We start from the raw sequence: 20,981 nt of genomic DNA on the forward strand, positions 1-20,981 counted from the left end.
ATCCGGTTAACCGGTAATTTCCCGGGAAATACGGATACGGATTAATATAGAAAGCAGGAAAAACATGAAAGAACAAGAGCCGATTATAAATATCGCTGTTATTGCCCACGTCGATGCCGGAAAGTCTACGCTGGTGGACGCCCTTCTGAGCCAGAGCGGGGTTTTTAGAGAAAATCAGGAAGTTGTGGACTGTGTCATGGACAGCAATGACCTGGAGAGAGAGCGTGGGATCACCATCTATTCCAAAAACTGCTCTATCATGCACGATAATATTAAGATCAACATTGTGGATACCCCAGGCCATGCCGACTTCTCCTCTGAGGTTGAACGTATCTTAAAGACCGTTGACACAGTTATTCTGCTGGTAGACTCCAGCGAAGGCCCCATGCCGCAGACCCGTTTTGTCCTCAACAAATCTCTGGAGCAGGGACTGCGCCCGATTCTGTTCATCAACAAGATTGACAAGAAGGACCAGCGTGCCGAGGAAGTGGTCGATATGGTTTTCGACCTCTTTGTAGAGCTCAAGGCCAATGACGAACAGCTGGACTTCCCAATTCTTTACGGGGTAGCCAAACAGGGGATTGCCAAATATGACATGAATGACGACAGCACAGACCTGACCCCGCTGTTTGAAACCATTGTGAAGCATGTGGGTATCCCAGAGGATATGAGCCTGGAACCGCTGCAGATGCAGGTATCCACCCTTGGCTATGACGATTATATCGGCCGTCTGGGCATTGGCCGCATCGACAAGGGTACCATCCACACCGGGGACAGCCTGGAAGTCTGTAAGCGTGACGGCAGCTTTAAGCGGGTGAAGATCGGGCAGATCTTTGTATACCGCGGCCTCTCAAGGGTTGAGGTCAAGGAGGCAAAGGCCGGCGACATCGTCGTGGTCTCCGGGATTCCGGATATTATGATCGGGGAAACCATCGGTGAAGTGGACCAGGTACAGCCCATGGAGCTCATCGAGATTGAAGAACCGACCCTGTCCATGAACTTCCTGGTCAACACTTCTCCTTTTGCCGGAAAAACCGGTAAATTTGTGACCACCCGTCACATCAAGGCCCGCCTTGAGAAGGAGCTGGAGGTCAATGTCGGGATGACCGTTGAGCCGCTGGAGGGCAGCACAGAGGGCTACCGCGTATCGGGCAGGGGCGAGCTGCACTTATCCATTCTGCTTGAAAACATGCGCCGTGAGGGCTATGAGGTGGCGGTTTCCAAGCCAGAGGTGATCATGCACCGCGATGAAAAGGGCCACAAGCTGGAGCCTGTGGAAAGCGTGATCATCAACGTCCCGGACGAATATTCCGGGACCGTTATCTCTAAGCTGAACGTGCGTAAGGGCAGCATGGTGAGCATGTCCGCCGAGGAGGGCTGGACCAAACTGGAATACCTGGTACCGACCCGTGGCCTGCTGGGGTACCAGAGCGAATTCATCAACGACACCCACGGCGAGGGCACCCTGGTGCGCCGCTTTGACTCCTTCGAGCCTTATTTCGGGGAGATTCCACAGCGCCAGAACGGCGTGCTGGTTTCCGGTTTTTCCGGAGAGACCATGGCCTACTCGCTGTTTAACCTGAGCGACCGCGGTACCATGATGGTGGGCGCGGGAACCCCGGTTTACGAGGGGATGATCATCGGCATTAACAACCGCAGCGATGACATGGTGGTTAACCCCATCAAAAATAAAAAGATGACCAACACCCGTTCCTCGGGAGCGGACGAAGCCTTAAAGCTCATTGATCCAAAGATCTTCACGCTGGAAGAAGCCCTGGAATTTATCAATGACGATGAGCTGGTTGAGATCACCCCCACAGACATCCGTATCCGCAAGAAGATTTTATCTGAGCTTGACAGAAGAAGAGACAGACGAAATTAATATAAAAAAGAGAGAACCCGTATCGCGGCGATACGGGTTCTTTTTTTATAATGGAAAATTGAGAATGGAAAATGATGGTGCAAATCTGTCTTTGGCAGATTTGATTGGGGCGGCCTGCAGCCGGGATGATTGTGGCGTTTGATCCTCTTGGCGGCACGATACCCGCTTTGGATTGTCCATAAGGCGACAAGCCTTGGGGCAGACCCCGAGGCGCTGTGCTCTGCGTTGAGAGACGGTGCCGTTTACCTAAGGAAGAAAAAGCTGTCCTGCGGGAACCAGAGAACCCAAATCTTTGATTCGCGTGCCCCGAAGGGGTATGGTGTGAATCGGTTTCGCAGATGTTATCGGTTTGTTTCGTATGAAATACGAATCATAACAAACCGTGGATCATCTGTGTTCCTTGACGTGACCAGGTCCCTCCTAGGTTGCTACCGCTTCGCAGTAGCACTGAGAGCGCCGGTCGCACTTGCTTCCGGATTGCGCCTGGATGCTTTTTCTTATCTGGATAAACGGCTGAGTCTCGGACTTTGCCGGTATTTCAGCCTTTTTTCTCAGACAAAATTAATACAAAGTGGGTATACTAGAGGGAGAAGAAAAATGAAAGGAGTGGCAGATGGTGTTTAAGAAGAAAAATTTGAAGGACTATATCCTTTTGATCACGTATGCTGTCTGCCTGCTCATGGCACTTGTCAATATCAAGTATATCTGGAACGGCCTGGGGATTCTGGTGGATATTGCCATGCCGCTCCTTATCGGGATCGCCATTGCCTTTGTGCTCAATATCCCCATGAGCTTCTTTGAGCGTTATGTCTTTAAGTTCATGGACCGGATACGGGGCAGGAGACTCCGGGAAAAGGGGAAGCGGGCCGCGGCCATTGTGCTGACCTTTATCTTTATCGGGCTTCTGATCACCGGAGTGGTCACCTTTGTGATCCCCCAGCTCCAGAAAAGTGTTGAGATGCTCATTACCAAATTTCCGGGCTATGTGGCCAGCTTTAACCTCTGGGTCAACCAGGTTCTGGAATGGCTGCACCTGCCCGAGGACGCCTGGAACCAGCTCTCGAGCCAGTGGCAGGATCTGTTTCCCAAAATAAGCAGCGGCCTGATTGGTGCCATGCCCGAGATCGTGAACACAACGGTCAGCATTACCCAGGGCGTGTTTAATTTTCTCATGGGCTTTATCATTTCTGTCTACATGTTGGCAGACAAGGAACGCCTGCTGGCGCTCAAGGATAAGCTCATGTACGCCTATATCCCGGATAAGGCCAGGGCGTTCATCAATGAGGTAGGCCATACGGCCAACCAGACCTTCCACGGTTTTATCGCCGGGCAGATCACCGAGGCTTTTATCCTCGGAACCCTGTGCGCCGCTGGGCTGGCGATCCTGCGGGTGCCCTACGCGCTGCTTATCGGCGTGCTGGTGGGGGTGACAAGCATTATCCCCATCTTCGGGGCCTTTCTGGGCGCTGTGCCCAGCGGGCTGATTCTGCTGGTGGTCAAGCCGGTGTACTGCCTGATCTTTATCATTTACATCATTTGCCTGCAGCAGGTGGAGAGCAATGTGATCTACCCCAAAGTGGTGGGGACTTCGGTCGGGATCTCGGGCCTGTGGGTGCTGATCGGCATGCTGCTGGGCGGCAGCTTCTTCGGCTTTACGGGCATGATCCTGGGCATACCGGGCTTCGCAGTGCTGTACTCTGTGGTGCGGACTCTGACCAATGACCGGATTGCCAGAAAGCAGGCGGCTGAACAGAGCGAGACCATCACGGTTAAGGATTTGGAAGATTCATAAATTAAAATTGAAAATATAAAGGAGTGAATGACATGAGTCGGGAATTAAAAAATATTGAACCGGACGAATTGGAAGCTTTACTGGAAAAAAATGACGGGAACACTGTCTTGTTGGATATTCGGGACAAAATGGAAATTCACAATGAATTTGAGGATCAGGAGTGTGTGGTCAACATTCCGCTGAAGCTCCTGCCCTCACAGCTGGAAATGCTCACGCCCTTTAAGGACAAGACCATTGTGCTGGTGTGCCGGTCGGGCATGCGGGCGTCCAGAGCCCAGAAGCTGCTTGAGCAGGAGGGTTTTACTGACCTGCGGGTGCTGCGGGGCGGCGTGACGTTCTGGGAAAAATATAAAAACAGTTAAAATATTTGAAACGGTAAAAAACAGGCTCAAAAGACTCAAAACCCCAGGAGTGGGGCTTTTGAGTCTTTTGAGCTTTTGTTTTTAAGTTTCTTTTTTATTTTTGATTTTCTTTGTAGCGGGTGATGTCATGGCAGGACAGCAGGAAGGCGGGACGGTTCTTCCAGGTGATCAGGGAGGCGTCGGCCGAGGACCACACGCGCAGCAGCGGATTGTAGATTTCCATGGTGCAGTTTTTACGCTCCGTTCCGACACTGCGGGCAGGACAGCGCGCGCAGGGAGCGGTCCTGTCGAAAAAAGCCTCGTAGCAGTACATGCCGACCTCTGAGGAAGGGACCAGATCCTTTGTTTTCTGATTGATGTACAAAAGCCTGCAGGTACCGGGCTCGATGACGTAGATCCAGGAATTCTGGTTGTCAAGCACAGTTTTCATGGCCGCGGCGGACTGTTCGACCCGGTCCTGGGCCCTCTTTTTCAGCAGGAAGGTGCTCAGGATTTCTGAGATAAAGGACAGGGCGGCAATCTGTTCCTGGGTCCAGAAGCGGTTGTTGCGGCACTCGTCAAAGCCCACATAGCCTTTGAAGCGGCCGTTGTCCCGGATAGCGCACTGGAGCATGGACTTGATGCCCTGGGGCGCCAGCACCTCGAATTGAGCCTTCGGGAGGCTGGCGATGTCCCGGCAGTAGAAGACGCCGTTCTCATCAAAATTGTCAAGGTAGCTTCCGCCCAGGTCTGTCTCGTAGGACACATGGCTCAGGTTCTGGATTTCCGGTGCCACGCCGTCATTGCACCACTCAAAGGTATTGGCGCAGTGGGTATCGTCCTCGCTGTTCTCAAAAATATAGACGCGGCTGACATCGAACTGGCGGCCCACAATCTCGAGGATTGGCTGCACAGCGCTTTCGATGTCGATGGATTTGTACAAAATCCGGAAGACATACTCCACCAGCTGGCTGTTCACTGTCTGCGGGATCACCTCGCTGTCAGAGTCAATGCGCTCGTTCACAGCGCTGTAGACGCCGATGGCAGCGTTTTTAAGCGCCTTGTCCTCCAGCTCCCGGTCAAAGACCACATACTGGTTTTTGCCCTGGCGTTTGGCCTGGTAGAGGGCGTAGTCTGCGCACTTGTACAGCTTGTGGAAATCTCTGGCGTGGTCGGGGCAGCAGGCGATGCCGATGCTGCAGGAGGTTTGGGTGTTGTCTTCATTAAACATATCGAGGGTATGGAAGTTCTCGATGACCTGTTGTGCCTTTTCTGTGGCGACCCGGAGATCCGGAATATCGCGGATAAAAGCGATGAACTCGTCGCCGCCGATGCGGCCCACCACGTCGCCGCTCCGGAACAAGGTCTGGATTTTGCCGGCGATCTCCATCAAAAAAGCGTCCCCGAACAAATGCCCCCGGGTATCATTGACGATCTTAAAGTCATCGATGTCGATGATCAGCAGGGCGCACAGGCTGTTTTCCGGGCAGCAGGACAGGTAGTTCTCAATGATACTCTCAGTGGTGCCTTTATTGTACAGCTTTGTAAGGGCGTCACGCTCGGCCTTCTGCATCAGCTCCTGGGAATGACGCTTTTCACTGTCAATATCCACGATCACACCCACCGCCTTGAAGGGCTCGCAGTTTTCATCGTACTGGGCGGTCATGCGGATGCGGCACCAGATATACAGAGCGTCGGCTTTCTTGATCCGAACCTCGGTTTCCACATAGGGGCTGCCCTGCCGGATGTCTTCGAGAATCCCGGTAAAGGCCGGGAGGTCTGAGGACAGAATATGGGAATGGGCAATGCTGCCTGTGCTGATATTTTCAGTCATGGGTTCATAGCCGAATTTTTTCTGCCAGTTGTGGGAAAAGATAAAGGTGTCCTTCTTGATGTCCCACTCAAAGATAATGTCTGTGGTCTGGTCCATGATGATCTCGTGGCGTTCCAGGCTCAGCCGAAGGCCCTCCTGGGCTTCTTTGCCGGCGGTGTCGTCGATGAGAATACAGTAGAAGGAATCCGGGCCGCTCTCACTTTTAATGAGCTGCCCTTTGTCCAGAATCCAGATGGTGCTGCCGTCGCTGCGGGCTGCGCGGTACTCGATCTGCTTGGTGTTGTTCTGCCGAAGCTGGCGCTTGACCTCCAGCAGTGTGGAGGAGCGGTCACGGGGGTCGATGATGGCCATGAAGCTGTCGTCAAAGCGCTCCCGGATCTGGGCGCGGGTGTAGCCGAACATGGACAGAAAGCCGTCGTTGACCTGGAGAATGGTCAGCTTTTCGTCATAAAGGCAGCGGAAGATACCGCCTGGGATATTTTCAGTCAGCTGCTGTAAATCCTGGCTCCGGGCCTCCAGCTCACGGGTGGTTTTTTCAATGAACCCCTGGATATGGGGGTCGGAGGCCGTGAGTATGTTCTGGCTGAGGGCGGGCAGATGGGCTCGGCTGTCGATGCGGGCAATGTGCAGCTGACGGAGCCGCAGTTCTCCGTCAATCAGGCTGCAGACCAGGCTGCCTGAGAGCTGAACCTCGGGCGTGGGCTGGCCGGGGGTGTCTGCGCGCAGACGCAGCTGGCAGTCTGCCAGACAGTGGGTATCGGACAGGGCGCGGGTCTCGACAGATGCGTCCAAAATGGTAAAGGGACAGGGAAAGCGGGAGAAATCCGCTGCCAGGACAGCCTCCAGCTGTCCGCTCTCGTGGACGTTGCTGTGATACAGGCCAGACCAAAGCACATCCTCTGTGGCCATTGAGAGAATTTTTTCTGTATCTCTCATCTCAAAATAGGCCCGCTGTAATTCCTTGACAAAGGCTCTTGCCATATGATCGATGCTCATCCTTACACCTCTTCTAACAAATTATAATCGTGACTATCCTCAGAATCACTTTATGGGGAAACAGCTTTTTCAAACAGAGACAGCGTTTTCAAAACGCAGTATATTGATGTTATTATACCGCTAAAGAAACTAAACCACAAGCGAAAAGAAAAAAGAAGAGCTGCCTGAATGGGCAGCCCTTTGAGTATGGGTAAATGCTATTATGAAGAGCTGAAGCGTTCAAGAGAGGACGGTTCAGTTGAAAGTTGAAAGTGGATAGTGGAAAGTTCAGGTACAAATTCGCCATGTGAATTTGATTGGATGCGGCCTGCGGTTACCTTTCTAATCGCTTTTGCCAAAGGAAAAGCTTTCTTTAACCTTCCACTTTCAAGCTTCCACCTGAAATCGCTTTTGACTTTAACTTTGAATCAGGCTCTCAGTAATGGGAAATTTCCGCTTAAAGCGCCCTGTTGATCGCCGATACCAGGGCGGTTACCGAGGCGACGATGATGTCGTTGTGAATGCCGGCGCCCCAGACAGTGCGGCCGTCAGGCATGGTAATGCCCACATAGGCAGCGGCCTGGGAGGTCGAGCCTTCTTCCAGCGCGTGCTCTTTATAGATCAGATCGGTGTAGGGGGTGTCCAGGTAATCCTTGAGGGCGTTGCTGACCGCATCGAAACGGCCGTTGCCTTCCGCGGATACCATGGTTTTCTGTCCGTCACGCTCAATGGTGATGGTGGCCTTGATGTGCTCGCTCACCTGTTCAAAATGGTATTCGGGCAGGGTGACCGGGTACTGGATATTGACATAGGTTTTCTCGAAAATATCCCGGACTTCCTCGGCAGAGAGCTCTTTATGCTTGTGGTCGGAGACATCCTTGACGGTGTAGCCCAGGTCCTCGCGCATACCCTTTGGCAGGTCGTAGCCGTATTTCTGTTCGAGGACATAGCCGATGCCGCCCTTGCCGGACTGGCTGTTGATGCGGATCACGTCCTTTTCGTAGCGGCGGCCAAGATCGGTGGGGTCGATAAGCAGGTAAGGCACGGTCCACTGGTCGCAGTGTTTTTCCTCGCGCCACTGCATGCCCTTGGCGATAGCGTCCTGATGGGAGCCGGAGAAGGCGGCAAAAACCAGAGCGCCACTGTAGGGCTGGCGTTCGTACACATGCATCCGGGTCGTGCGCTCATAGACCTCGGTGATTTCGGGCAGGTTGTCAAAGTGGAGCTTGGGGTCGACACCGTGGGTGTACATGTTCAGCGCCAGGGTGATAATGTCCACGTTCCCGGTCCGCTCGCCGTTGCCGAAGAGGGTGCCCTCGATGCGGTCCGCGCCGGCCAGGAGGCCCAGCTCGGTATCGGCGATGGCACAGCCGCGGTCGTTGTGCGGGTGCAGGGAGACAATGACGTTTTCCCGGAATTTCAGGTGTTTGCTCATGTACTCGATCTGGCTGGCGTACACGTGGGGCATGGACATGGATACCGTGACCGGCAGGTTGATGATGACCTTATTGTCTGCGGTGGGCTGCCATACGTCCAGCACTGCGTTGCAGATATCCAGGGCAAAATCGACCTCGGTGCCTGTAAAGCTCTCGGGGGAGTACTGGAACTGGAAGTTCCCCTCGGTCTCAGCCGCCAGATCTCTCAGCATGACGGCGCCGTCCACAGCGATCTTGATGATCTCTTCCTTGGATTTGCGGAAGACCTGCTCGCGCTGGGCAACAGAGGTGGAGTTATACAAATGGACAACGGATTTCTTACAGCCCTCCAGGGCCGCGAAGGTCTTGCGGATAATGTGCTCTCTGGCCTGGGTGAGCACCTGGATGGTGACGTCATCCGGAATCAGGTCCTGTTCGATCAGGGTTCTCAAAAAGATATATTCGGTTTCGGAGGCCGCTGGGAAGCCGACTTCGATTTCCTTAAAGCCCACAGCGACCAGGGTTTTGAAATATTCGATTTTTTCCTCCAGGCTCATGGGAATAATGAGGGCCTGGTTGCCGTCGCGCAGATCCACAGAGCACCAGATCGGCGCCTCTGTAATATACTCCTTGTGCACCCAGTCAGTGGATTCCTCAGGGGGCATAAAATAACCGCGTTTGTATTTTGTTGGGTTCATCATAATGGGGTGTTCTCCTTTTTAAAGATAAAATTTTAAAGAATATGTGACGATGCTGGGACTCTGCCTCTCATCCAGATAAGAAAAAGAATTCAGGCGCTGCGAGTAACGGCTGAGAACAGTGGCTCTTGGCCGGAGCAGCCGGACACGGGCGAGATCAGCGTTCTGATGGATAAAATGCTGATCCAATCGGTTTCTTGTGCCCGCAGAATGTCTTTTTCTTCCTTAGGTGAAGGCGGCGTCCCTTTGATTTTCTTTTAGTAAGTGATGAAAAGACGTTCGTTTTGTTGCCGCTCGTCCGCTGACGCTCCTTCCTCGCTGCCAAATTTTTTATAAAAATTTGGACAGTTTAAAGGATCATCTTTTCATACAATCATTTTGACACTGGTCCGGAGAATGATTGAATGAAAAGACGTTCGTTTTGTTGCCGCTCGTCCGCTGACGCTCCTTACTCGCTGCCAAATTTTTTATAAAAATTTGGACAAAACATCAAAAAAATCTCTATATTCACTTAAGAATATAGAGACGGAAGATTTTATCCTACGTGGTACCACTCTAATTTTACAGCATAACGCTGCCTCGTTGGCAGATACGGACCGCACTCGGCCTTATATCCTCCTGGGGTAACGGTCAGGAACCGGCGCCGCCTACTCTCATGGATTTCAGCGTGCCACTCCGAGGCCAGTTCAGATACCTTTCCCAACTGCTTCGCATCAACCAGCAGCTTTCTGGATGTTCCGGGAATCTTACTATTCCTCATCAATGTGTTGTGATAATCATAATCATTTTAAACGAATTTGTCAAGGGAAAAATGGTTAAAGTTAAAGAACAAATTGAGAGATGGATGCCGCGGGTGTCCGGCCAAGGGATGACTTTGGAGCTTGACGGTGGAGGGCGAAGCTCTGTCTTTTATCCAGACGGGAAAAGAACCCAAGCGATGGTCGACTTTGACGCGCAGTTGGCCCTTGGAAGATTGTACTACTGTTTCGTTTGATGCGAATTATGGTGTGGTGTGAGGTTATGGCTCTTGCCTGGATCGTCCCGCAGGGTGTCTTTTTCTGCTTAGGTAAAAGACGGCGCTTCTCAGGTTGTTTGATGATTTTCAAAGTGATGTGTTGTTGGCCGGACGGGGATTGTGGCATCCGCGGACAGCGCCAATTCTCATCTAACCATTCCCAATTCTTTGACGCCGTTCGGCATAAAAATTTATTCGTGCCCACATGCTCAAAAGACTCAAAACCCCACCGCGTGGAAGTTTTGAGTCTTTTGAGCGTGTAGCTTAAGTTTTTTATGCAAACATCACCGCGTAGATAATGACAATGATGCCCAGCACAATGCGGTAGTAGCCGAAAGCCTTGAAATCGTGCCTGCGGATATAGCCCATGAGGAACTTGATGGCAAAGACAGAGACCACAAAGGCCACAGCCATGCCGATGAGCAGGATGCCGATTTCCATGCCTGTAAAGCCAACGCCGGTTTTGACAAAGAACTTCACGATTTTTATGAGGCTGGCGCCCAGCATGACCGGAACAGCCATAAAGAAAGAAAACTCAGCCGCGATATGGCGGGAACAGCCCAGCAGGGAAGCCCCGAGGATGGTGGAGCCAGAGCGGGAGGTTCCCGGCACAATGGACAGCACCTGAAAAAGGCCGATGAACAGAGCCGTTTTATAGCTAAGCTGCTCAAAGCTCCGGATGGTAGGCGTCTTAGCGCGGTTCCGGTTCTCAACAACAATAAAGGCGATCCCGTAGACAATCAGCGCGATGGCCACCGTGACATAGCCGTAGAGCTTTCCAGTGACCAGGTCGTCGAAGGGCAGGCCAATGAGGCCAAGGGGGATAATGCCCACCAGCACCTTTCCCCAGAGGGACCAGGTCCGCTTTTTCTGTACGGGTGATTTACTGGGAGAAAAGGGGTTGAGCTTGTGAAAGTACAGCAGGACGACCGCCAGGATAGAACCAAACTGGATGACCACTACGAACATATCCCAGAAATCCTTAGAGACATTCATGTTAATAAACTGCTCAAACAGGATCATGTGGCCCGTACTGCTGACCGGCAGCCACTCCGTGATCCCCTGGACAACGCCGAAAAAGGCGGCTTTCAAAAATTCTAAAAACATCGGTATCTCCTTCATCAATTCTTTTGGATAAGCCTATTTTATCATGGAACCGTCCCCGCAACCTAAACACAGGCTTACAATATTCTTACAATTTTGTAACATAGGGGCGCAAACTCAAAAGACTCAAAACCCCACTGTGTGGAAGTTTTGAGTCTTTTGAGCATGTGTTTTAAGTTTTTTATGCAAACATCACCGCGTAGATAATGACAATGATGCCCAGCGCAATGCGGTAGTAGCCGAAAGCCTTGAAATCGTGCTTGCGGATATAGCCCATGAGGAACTTGATGGCAAAGACAGAGACCACAAAGGCTACGATCATCCCCACTAAGAGGATACCGATCTCTGTGCCCGTAAAGCCAATGCCGGTTTTGACAAAGAACTTCACAATCTTTAAGAGGCTGGCGCCCAGCATAACCGGCACAGCCAGGAAGAAAGAGAACTCCGTAGCCACATAGCGGGAGCAGCCCAGCAGGGTGGCGCCGATGATGGTAGAGCCGGAGCGGGATGTCCCCGGGATCAGGGCCAGGATCTGGAACACGCCGATGAACAGGGCGGTTTTGTAATCCAGCTGCTCAAAATTGCGGATGGTCGGACGCTTGGTGCGGTCCATGTTTTCCACCACAATAAAGGCAATCCCGTAAACGATCAGGGTGATGGCTACCGTCACGTAGCCGTAGAGCTTTTCGGTGATAAAATCATCAAATAAAAGTCCGATAACAGCAGCCGGAATAACCGCGACCAGTACCTTGCCCCAGAGGGACCAGGTATCCCGTTTCTGCACCGGTGATTTCCTGGGTGAGAAGGGATTGAGTTTATGAAAATACAGCAGAACAACGGCCAGAATGGAGCCAAACTGGATGACCACCAGGAACATGTCCCAGAAATCCTTGGATACATTCATATGGATGAACTGTTCAAACAGGATCATATGGCCTGTGCTGCTGATGGGCAGCCACTCCGTGATCCCCTGAACGATCCCGAAAAAGGCCGCTTTTAGCAGTTCTAAAAACATATAGATAACTCCTTACGTATTGATTTTTTAACCGAGTAATATTTTACCACAACACCCGATAAATGAACATTAAAAAATTCTTACATTTTCAGCGTTTCAAAATCTTTTCAGGCCAGCCGGGACGGTGAAGAAGGAAAGCCTGCCATATATTTGGCTAAAACATTGCTTTTAACCCTGTTTTATTATAATATTAGAAAAGGTGTAATTGATAACAAGAGGGAAGAGAATGAAAAGAAAAGATCAAATGATAGGACCGGCGTTTTTGTGCGCGCTTTTGTGCCTGATGATGGCAGTCTCGGGCTGCCAGAGCATGGAGGACCAGAATTATACCGTTCCGGCGGCAGAGAAAAGTGAGACGGTTAACCTGAAGTTTTTTGGGAATAAAAATGAAGCCCTGAACGTAGTGGCCATTGAGGAGATTCTCAAGGCCTATATGGAAGAGTACCCGGAAGTGAACATCACCTACGAGAGTGTTAAGGGCGACGATTATTTCGATGTCCTGATGAAACGGATAAAAAGCGGCAACGGGGACGATATCTTTATGATCAACCACGATACCATGCTGGAACTGATGAAAACCGGCGAGCTCGCCGACCTGTCCGGTTTGCCCACCATAGAGGACTTCAGCCCGGGCGTGCGCAGCCAGATGACCTTTGACGGTGTGGTGCCCTTTGTGCCCACCAGCATATCGGCCTTTGGGCTCTACTGCAACCTGGATCTGCTGGCAGAAAACAACGTGGAGGTTCCTGAAACCTTTGCGGAATTTTTGGCTGCCTGCGAGGTCTTTTCAGAAAAGGACATCACGCCCATCGTGGCCAATAACGACATCTCCTTAAAGACTTTGGCTATTTCCCGGGGAATGTTTGAGGTCTATAAGGGCGGCGGCGCCGAGAAAGCTTTGGAGCAGATGAACGCAGACCCCAGCCTGTTGGCAGAGGCCATGCGCCCAGGCTTTGAGATGGTTCATCTTTTTATTGACCGGGGCTATGTGGACGCCGGACGTACCCTGAAAACAGAGAAAACAAAGGATGACCTGGCCGATTTTGCCACTGGTAGCTATCCTTTCATGCTCACCGGCGCATGGGCCTCGCCGCGGGTAGCAGCCTTGAACCCGGGGCTGAACTATAAGGTATACCCCTACCCGGCGCAGGAGGACGGCAGCGTGCTGGTGACCAATGTGGATACCCGCGTGGCGGTCAACGCCCGGGGCGCCCATGTTGAAGAAGCCAAAAAGTTTCTGGAGTACCTGACCCAGAAGGACGTCATGTGGGCGTTTGTGGACAGCCAGAGCTCCTTCAGCCCCCTGGAGGACAACCGCCTTTCCACCGACCCGGCGGTACAGCCGCTGAACGCCTATATGACCAATGGCAGAAGCATCCTCGGCACTGACAGCAACCTGAAATATCCTATCTGGGATCTCTCCCGGGAGAGTGTGCGCGGCCTGCTGAAGGGCCAGTCCGTAGAGGAAGTGCTGGGTGATTTTGAAGCAGGCCTTAAAAAGAGCCAGCCTGGAGGTGCGCAATGAACAATAAGCGTCTATCCGTGCTTCTGATCACAGCCATCCTCTCCCTGAGCCTGCTGGCCGGTGGGATGCTGTTCTATATTGAGCGTGTCAATACCTCTCTGTGGCAGCGGTCCGTTACAGAGATACTGGAGCTGACCCGTCAGGGAAGCGACACCCTGGATACCTTTATCGAAAAAGATTACGATACCCTGCAGGTTTTTATCAACGAGATGGCCAGGAAGGACCCGGATGACCAGGCATGGATACAGGAGCATCTGACGCGGTTCAAGACACCTCCCTATGAAAAATATTACTGTATCGACCTGGACGGAAACCGTCTGTACGGAGAGGGCGCTGTCACTGGGCTTGAGCCGGAAAAAGCCGAGTACCTGTCAAAGCTGAGCGGCCAGGGCGTGCTGGAGCCCTACAATGATTCGCTGGACGGCGTGCAGTCTCTGGGGGTGTACAAGCGCTTTACCTTCAGCAACGGCCACAGCGCTCTGGTGCTCAAGCAGCACCGGATCGAGGACATCGCCCAGAATTTTGCGCTGTCCTTTTACAGTGGCAGCGGCTTTAGTTACGTGGTTAAAAATGACGGGGAGGTGCTGATCCGCTCCGCCAACAAAAACAGCAACCGGACCTTTAAAAACCTGTATGACATCATTGACTTGTCCGGAAAGAACAGTGAGAGCGCCCTTGCATCCTTTAGGGCAGCCCTGGAAAGCGGGCAGTCCGGCACCGCAGTTTTCAGCTATAACACCGCCCAGAATGTCTTCTGCTATGTGCCAATGTCCAGTGCGGAGGGCTGGTATCTGGTCTCCATTATCCCGAACAGGGTGGTCATGAAACAGGCCAACAATATTATCAACGGGACGCTGATGCTCTGTGGGCTTATCGCCGCGTTGATCCTGGCCATCATGTTTATCTATAACCGGAGCCGCCGGGCCCACCGCCAGGAGGTTCTGCAGATCGCCTACTATGACAGCCTGACCGGACTGCCCAACTTTGAAAAATTCAAGCTGGAGGGCGCCGGCCTTATGGCCAGAAGCCCGGACACCAGATGGTGCGTGCTATATATTGATATCACAGGTTTCAAGCTGGTGAATGACGTCATGGGGTTCCAGTTTGGCGACGAAGTGCTCCGCTATCTGGCAGATGTGCTGCTAAAGGAAAAGGGCGAACAGGACATCGTGTGCCGCTTCTCGGCCGATAACTTCCTGTTCCTGCACGCCTACGAGCGGCGGGAGGACGTCGGGGCACTGTGCCAGAGAATCATCGGTGCGATGCGGTGCCCGGCCATTGGCGGCAGGCAGAACGTGCCCCTGTCTGTGCACATTGGGGTTTTCTGCCTTGAGGACGACCCCGGCGCAGGTGATATCAGCCTTATGGTTGACCGGGCGCATATGGCCCAGAAGAGCATAAAAAACGGCCGGAGCAACCAGTACTGCCAGTATGACAGCAGCATGCGCTCAGAGATGCTGCGCCGGTCAGAGATGGAAGCAGTTATGGAAAAGGCCCTGGCCGACGGCGAGTTCACCTTCTACATTCAGCCCAAATATGACGTGAACGGCAGGAAGATTGTGGGTGCTGAGGCCCTGGCCCGCTGGATACAGCCTGGGGAAAAAATGGTAAGCCCTGGGGAATTCATCCCCGTCTTTGAGCAGAACCAGTTTATCCTCCAGCTGGACGAGTATATTTTCACAAGGGTGTGTGAAAGCCTGAAAAACCGTTTGGAGCGGGGACTGCCAGTGGTCACCATCTCGGTCAATGTCTCCCGGGTGCACGTGCGTCAGGAGAATTTTGTCAGCATTTACCAGGGCATCAAGGAGCGTTACCGGATCCCCGATGGCCTCATCGAGCTGGAGCTGACTGAGAGCATCTTTCTGGAAAATCTGGACCGCATTGGGGGCATTATCCGCGAGCTGAGGGAGGCGGGCTTTGGCTGTTCGATTGACGACTTTGGCTCAGGCTATTCCTCGCTCAACGCCTTAAAGGAGCTGCCCGTCAATGTGATCAAGCTGGACCGCGAGTTCCTGCTGAATGAAGGCGATACCGGCAAGGGCGCCATCATTGTGCGCAGCATCATCCAGATGGCAAAAAAGCTGGAGATACAGACCGTGGCGGAGGGCGTGGAGACGCCCGGGCAGCTGGCCTTTTTAAAAGGCGCGGGCTGCGATATGATCCAGGGCTTCATTTTCTCAAGACCCCTGCCAGAGCCGGACTTCGCCAGACTTCTGGAGGAGAACACCTGAAAGCCTGGCAGAAACTTTTCGGCCTCTCCATTGCTATTCTCAGAGAATTGTGATAGGATAAATAGCTAAAGAGAACTAAGCGAGCCGATATAAAGGAGAAACGATGAGAGAATGTATGGAAGACTTACCGAAACTGCAGGCGCGGCTGAAACGCATCGAAGGCCAGATCCGCGGCATTTCGGACATGATGGAAAAGGACGTTCCCTGTAATGAAATCCTGATTCAGATCAACGCTGCCAAATCGGCCCTGCACAAGGTGGGGCAGATGGTTGTGGAGGGGCATCTGCACCACTGCGTCAAGGACAGCATCGAGCATGGAAATACCGAGGAAACACTAAAGGATTTGTCAAAGGTCATTGAGTATTTTTCAAGGATCTGATACAAAAGGACCCGTATCGCGGCGGTACGGGTCCTTTTTATATAAATTTTTCTTAACAGGCCTTGAACAATTGGGTCAACGGTCTATAATGGTATTAACCGATTGGGTTAATGAAAGGAAAACTAAGTGGTAAACGACAAATTTTACAGCCTGCCAGAGGAAAAGCAGCAGCGGATCATCAACGCGGCCCTCAGGATTTTTGCACAGAACCCCTACAAAAAAGCCAATACGGCCGATATTGCCGCCGCGGCAGGCATTTCTAAGGGGCTGCTGTTCCACTACTTCGGCAACAAGCAGACCCTGTACGAGTACCTGTTCCGGTATGGCAACGACGTGATGCGCGGCCATATCAGTGAGCTGCTGCCGCCCGATGAGTCCGATTTCTTTGAGATCTGGCTGCGCTCCCAGCGGGCTAAATCCGAGATTATCATGCGCAACCCTTATCTGATGGACTTCTTTATCCGGGTCTATTATGACAAGGCGCCAGAGAATGTGGGCAACATGAGCTTTTACGGCGACCTGGAGACAGCCAGCACCGCGGTGATCCTGGACCGGATCGACCGGAGCAAGTTCAGGGAGGAGACCCCGCCCGAGAAGGTGATCCGCTGGCTGATCTGGGCGGCTGAGGGCTTTATGAAACGCCAGAGCGACCTTGGCAGAGTGGACATTGAACAGCTGGATACCGAGTTTACCGAACTCGTTCTATTTATCAGACAACACTGCTACAAAGAGGAGGCATTACAATGATAGCAATCGAGCACCTGACCAGAGACTACGGCGAGGGCCGCGGGATTTTCGACTTATCCCTGGAGGTTAAGCACGGCGAGGTCTTTGGTTACCTGGGCCCCAACGGCGCCGGGAAAACCACGACCATCCGCCATCTGATGGGCTTTCTTTCGCCCAAGCGCGGCAAATGTGTGATCGATGGCCTGGACTGCTTTAAGCAGGCGGCTGAGATCAAGGAATTTTTAGGGTACCTGCCCGGGGAGATCGCCTTTTTCGACAGCATGACCGGCGTGGAGTTTCTGAACTTTATGGCCGAGATGCGGGGCATGAAGGACCGCGCGAAAATGGAAAAGCTCATCAGCTTTTTCGACCTGAACCCGAAAGGCAAGATCCGTAAGATGTCCAAGGGCACCAAGCAGAAGCTGGGCCTGGTATCAGCCTTCATGCACGACCCCGAGGTCCTGATCCTCGACGAGCCCACCAGCGGGCTGGACCCCCTCATGCAGAACCGGTTTATCCGTCTGATCCTCAATGAGAAGAAAAAGGGCACGACCATTCTCATGTCCTCCCACAGCTTTGAGGAGGTCGAGCGGACCTGTGACCGGGTGGGCATTATCCGTGCCGGGGAGCTGGTAGCCCTGGACAGCGTGGCCTCTCTCAAGGCAGAGCGCCACAAGGTCTACCGGGTCAGTTTCGCTACGGCCCAGGAGGCCGGAGACTTCGCGGCCCGGTGCAACGGCACCCGCCAGCTGAAAGAGCACCCCCAGCTCGTGGAGGTGCGGGTGGCAGGAAGCATGGACGGCTTTCTGAAAATGCTCACCGGCTACCACGCCATGGAGTTGGACACGGTCTCCCAGGATCTGGAGGATATTTTTATGCAGTATTACGGAGGTAAACATCATGCTTAGCGGGCCGCTTTTCAGAAAAACCTTTAAATCACAGCTCAAGATGCTTGTCATCTTCGCGGCCATTATGGCCATGTACATGGGCGTTGAGATCAGTATGTTCAACCCCGATTCCATGGACGGCATAAAAGAGATGATGGATATGCTTCCTCAGCAGATGATAAACGCCATGAACCTGGACGTGGGCGCTGAGACAAGCCTTGTGGGCTTTCTGGGCTCCTATTTTTACGGCTTTATCGTCATCATGGTGCCCATGATCTTTAACATCATCGCCAGCAATAACGCGGCGGCCAAGCTGGTGGACAGCGGCGCCATGGCCTGCCTGCTGTCTGCCCCAAACTCCCGGACCAAGGTGATCGCAACCCAGGCCGCAGCCCTGATCCTGTCCAATATCCTCCTCATGGCCTTTGTGACCGTTATGGGGATCGCGGTCAGCCAGGCCCTGTTCCCGGGCGATCTGGACATCCGCGCCTTTCTGCTCGTCAACGCAGGCGCCCTGCTCATGCAGCTGGCCGTCAGCGCCATTGGCTTCTTTGCCTCCTGCCTGTTTAATGAGAGCCGCCTGTCCCTGGCTCTGGGCGGGGGTTTGCCCGTACTGTTTCTGGTGCTCATGATGCTCTCCGGCGTCAGCGAGGACCTGGACGTTGTGCGCTACACGACCCTGTACAGCCTGTTTGACCCTGCCGAGATCATCGCAGGGGGCGATACCGTGGGCCTGTGCATGGCCGCCCTGGCCGCAGTCTCGGTGGTGCTGTATACCCTGGGTATCCTGATCTTCAGACGGAAGGACCTGCCGTTGTAAATATAAAAACAGACTGAGATCTGAACCTCAAAAGGCTCAAAACACGTATCCAAGGTGTTTTGAGCCTTTTGAGCCTGTATCTTGGGGTATTCTTATAAAAAAGGCACGCCCGGTTATTTTTTGCTGAAAGTGGTATGTACATAAAAAGGGCGCTGCCAGAGGCAGGCCTGAAGCACTGATGAAAGAAGGAGCGATTATGAGAATAGCCATTGTGACCGGGGCGTCCAGCGGGCTTGGACGCGAGTTTGTAAAACAGATCAGTGAACGTGAGCATCTGGATGAGATCTGGGCTGTTGCCCGGAGGCGGGAACGCCTGGAGGCGCTGGCCAGGGAAGTAAAAACACCGGTGAGGCCTGTAGTCATGGACCTGACAGACACCGGCAGCTTTCCGGAGCTGACAGCCCTGATGGCCGAGAAGCAGCCGGATGTGCGGCTGCTGGTCAACGCCGCGGGTATGGGTAAGTTGGGGAACTACGCCGAGGTGACCGAGGCGGACAGCAACGCTCTCATTGATTTAAACTGCCGGGGGGCAGTCGATATGACCCTGAGGGTACTGCCGTACATGCAGAAAGGCGCGAGAATTATGCAGATCTGCTCGGTGGCGGCCTTTATGCCCCTGCCCGGCATGAATCTGTACGCGGCCTCCAAGGCCTTTCTGCTCAGCTATACCAGGGCTTTGCGCTGGGAGCTGTTCGGCCGGGGCATCCGGGTGACGGCGGTCTGCCCCTACTGGATCAAAAACACCGAGTTTGTGCCGCGGGCCAGCGCCAACGCGGACCGTTCCGCGGTGCGCCACCTGCCCTTTGCGGGCACCGTCCAGACGGTTGTGCGCCGCTCTATGAGGGACAGCCGCCTGGGCGCGGCCGTATCCACACCGGGCCTCGCCAGCTTTGGGCTGCGGGTGTTTGGCAAAGTAGTGCCCCACGGGCTGGGCATGGCTTTCTGGAACGTGCTCAGGAAAGTCTGAGAAAATTCAGGCGCCGGCAGTTGACAATTTTGAAAAGTTCGCTTATACTAATATCAACAATTGAATCAAACCATTGAGGGTGCCTTGAAAAAGGAGAATAGGGAAACCGGTGCGAATCCGGTACGAACCCATCACTGTAAACAGGGACGCGCCGCAGTAAACCACTGGCCTCGGGCTGGGAAGGGAGCGGAGTGCGGAGGAGCTGTGAGTCAGGAGACCTGCCTTTAGTGTTACGCGCGTTTGTCCGGTGAGGGGATTGTCACTGAGAGAACCTGAGATAGGTAAATGGGAGCCTGTCGGCATATGTCGGCAGGCTCTTTTTATATGATTTTTTAAGAAAGAGGTAGAAAAATGAAAAGCTTGAAGAAACGGTTTTTAGGGATTGCCCTGTCCGCAGTGCTGGCGGCAGGCGTGCTGGCAGGGTGCAGCAGCGCAGGGGGAAATGACAGCGCCAGCCAGAGCGCCGGCACAGACGGCCATTATCCGGTCACCATCACCACCTACGATTACGACAAGCAGCCTGTGGAGATGACCTTTGAAAAGGCGCCGGAAAAGGTGCTGGCCGTATACCAGAATTCCATCGAGACCCTGCTGGCCCTGGGCCTGGAGGACAAAATTGTGGCTGCCAGCGGTCTGGATCACGAGGTGAAGCCAGCCTACAAGGACGCTTTTGCCAAGGTCAACTATCTGTCCGAATTTAAACCCAGCAAGGAAGCCGCCACCGCTCTGGAGCCGGATATGATCCTGAGCTGGACCTCCCTGTTCTCGGACAAGAACCTGGGCAGTATGAAGGAGTGGCAGAGCCAGGGCGTGAACAGCTACAACATGCTCAACAGCGGCGCAGTGTCCCCGAAAACACTGGACAACGAGTACCAGGATTTTGAGAACCTGGGCAAAATCTTTGACGTGGAGGATAAGGCCGGGGAACTGGTGAACGAGATCAAGGACGCTGTGAAACAGACAGAGACCTATGCCCAGAAGGAAAACAAGAGCCCCAAAGTACTGGTGATGGAGGACCAGAGCGGGCAGATTGTCAACTATGGGGCAACCACCCTGGCAGGCGACATGGTCACCAAGCTTAAGGGCACACTGGCCAGTCCGGACGCGTCCAAGCTGGGCGAGGAGGACGTGGTCGCTGCCAATCCGGAAGTCATTTTCGCAGTCTATATGGACCGTGACGACCAGGACATGGCCACCCAGACAAAGGACGCCATCATGAACAACGCGGCCTTTGCCGACATCGACGCGGTTAAAAACGGCCGGGTGATCCCCATCGAGCTGGGGCAGATGTACTGCAGCGGTGTGCGGACCATCGACGGCATTCACACCATCGCGAATGGGATGTACCCGGATTTAAACCTGAACTAGGGAGCGG

General features: G+C 53.3%; 15 protein-coding genes, 1 riboswitch and 1 other annotated feature. Of the genes, 11 read left to right on the plus strand and 4 right to left on the minus strand.

Going from position 1 to position 20,981, the window contains the following annotated elements; all coding sequences use genetic code 11:
- Positions 1-64 precede the first annotated feature (64 nt).
- The 3 genes from typA to B2M23_RS06685 all read left to right on the plus strand — a co-directional run bounded on the left by typA (position 65) and on the right by B2M23_RS06685 (position 4,036).
- Positions 65-1,882, plus strand: coding sequence for a translational GTPase TypA (gene typA / locus B2M23_RS06675; RefSeq protein WP_038353726.1), 1,818 nt, complete (start codon positions 65-67; stop codon positions 1,880-1,882).
- 613 nt (positions 1,883-2,495) lie between these two features.
- Positions 2,496-3,674 (plus strand): AI-2E family transporter, encoded by a 1,179-nt coding sequence (locus tag B2M23_RS06680; RefSeq protein ID WP_038353725.1) that lies wholly within the window; start codon positions 2,496-2,498, stop codon positions 3,672-3,674.
- Between the two features lie 32 nt (positions 3,675-3,706).
- Positions 3,707-4,036, plus strand: a complete 330-nt coding sequence (locus B2M23_RS06685; RefSeq protein WP_052237434.1) for a rhodanese-like domain-containing protein — start codon at positions 3,707-3,709, stop codon at positions 4,034-4,036.
- Between the two features lie 94 nt (positions 4,037-4,130).
- On the opposite strand, the gene B2M23_RS06690 is transcribed toward B2M23_RS06685, so the two are convergent.
- The 4 genes from B2M23_RS06690 to B2M23_RS06710 form a co-directional block, all read right to left on the minus strand.
- Positions 4,131-6,845, minus strand: coding sequence for a sensor domain-containing diguanylate cyclase (locus B2M23_RS06690; RefSeq protein ID WP_038353724.1), 2,715 nt, complete (start codon positions 6,843-6,845; stop codon positions 4,131-4,133).
- Between the two features lie 436 nt (positions 6,846-7,281).
- On the minus strand, positions 7,282-8,940 hold the full coding sequence (locus B2M23_RS06695) for a 2-isopropylmalate synthase (RefSeq protein ID WP_038353723.1): 1,659 nt from the start codon (positions 8,938-8,940) through the stop codon (positions 7,282-7,284).
- Between the two features lie 515 nt (positions 8,941-9,455).
- Positions 9,456-9,709: a binding site (T-box leader), on the minus strand.
- A 516-nt stretch (positions 9,710-10,225) separates the two neighbouring features.
- Positions 10,226-11,059, minus strand: coding sequence for an undecaprenyl-diphosphate phosphatase (locus B2M23_RS06705; RefSeq protein ID WP_038353721.1), 834 nt, complete (start codon positions 11,057-11,059; stop codon positions 10,226-10,228).
- Between the two features lie 178 nt (positions 11,060-11,237).
- Complete coding sequence (locus tag B2M23_RS06710; protein ID WP_038353720.1) at positions 11,238-12,071, minus strand: undecaprenyl-diphosphate phosphatase; 834 nt, start codon at positions 12,069-12,071, stop codon at positions 11,238-11,240.
- 226 nt (positions 12,072-12,297) lie between these two features.
- On the opposite strand from B2M23_RS06710, the gene B2M23_RS06715 reads away from it, so the two are divergent.
- The 8 genes from B2M23_RS06715 (at position 12,298) to B2M23_RS06750 (ending at position 20,974) form a co-directional block, all read left to right on the plus strand.
- The gene (locus B2M23_RS06715) at positions 12,298-13,596 is read left to right on the plus strand and encodes an ABC transporter substrate-binding protein (RefSeq protein WP_038353719.1); all 1,299 of its coding nucleotides are present in this window, start codon (positions 12,298-12,300) and stop codon (positions 13,594-13,596) included.
- Positions 13,593-15,827: a bifunctional diguanylate cyclase/phosphodiesterase gene (locus B2M23_RS06720; protein ID WP_038353718.1), complete on the plus strand. Its 2,235-nt coding sequence runs from the start codon at positions 13,593-13,595 to the stop codon at positions 15,825-15,827. The genes B2M23_RS06715 and B2M23_RS06720 overlap by 4 nt, the downstream gene beginning before the upstream one ends.
- A gap of 103 nt (positions 15,828-15,930) precedes the next feature.
- Positions 15,931-16,206, plus strand: a complete 276-nt coding sequence (locus B2M23_RS06725) for a metal-sensing transcriptional repressor (RefSeq protein ID WP_013382229.1) — start codon at positions 15,931-15,933, stop codon at positions 16,204-16,206.
- A 126-nt stretch (positions 16,207-16,332) separates the two neighbouring features.
- Positions 16,333-16,953: a TetR/AcrR family transcriptional regulator gene (locus B2M23_RS06730; protein WP_038353717.1), complete on the plus strand. Its 621-nt coding sequence runs from the start codon at positions 16,333-16,335 to the stop codon at positions 16,951-16,953.
- Positions 16,944-17,840, plus strand: coding sequence for an ABC transporter ATP-binding protein (locus B2M23_RS06735; RefSeq protein WP_038353716.1), 897 nt, complete (start codon positions 16,944-16,946; stop codon positions 17,838-17,840). The genes B2M23_RS06730 and B2M23_RS06735 overlap by 10 nt, the downstream gene beginning before the upstream one ends.
- Positions 17,833-18,639, plus strand: a complete 807-nt coding sequence (locus B2M23_RS06740; RefSeq protein WP_038353715.1) for an ABC transporter permease subunit — start codon at positions 17,833-17,835, stop codon at positions 18,637-18,639. Before B2M23_RS06735 ends, B2M23_RS06740 begins: the two co-directional genes overlap by 8 nt.
- Before the next feature lie 196 nt (positions 18,640-18,835).
- Positions 18,836-19,606, plus strand: a complete 771-nt coding sequence (locus tag B2M23_RS06745) for an SDR family NAD(P)-dependent oxidoreductase (RefSeq protein WP_038353714.1) — start codon at positions 18,836-18,838, stop codon at positions 19,604-19,606.
- A gap of 60 nt (positions 19,607-19,666) precedes the next feature.
- A riboswitch (cobalamin riboswitch) is annotated at positions 19,667-19,846 on the plus strand.
- 111 nt (positions 19,847-19,957) lie between these two features.
- Positions 19,958-20,974 carry an ABC transporter substrate-binding protein gene (locus B2M23_RS06750; protein ID WP_038353713.1) on the plus strand — a complete coding sequence of 339 codons (1,017 nt, stop codon included), beginning with the start codon at positions 19,958-19,960 and terminating at the stop codon, positions 20,972-20,974.
- Positions 20,975-20,981 lie beyond the last annotated feature (7 nt).

This window comes from Eubacterium limosum, from assembly GCF_000807675.2.
Classification (GTDB): Bacteria; Bacillota; Clostridia; order Eubacteriales; family Eubacteriaceae; genus Eubacterium; species Eubacterium limosum.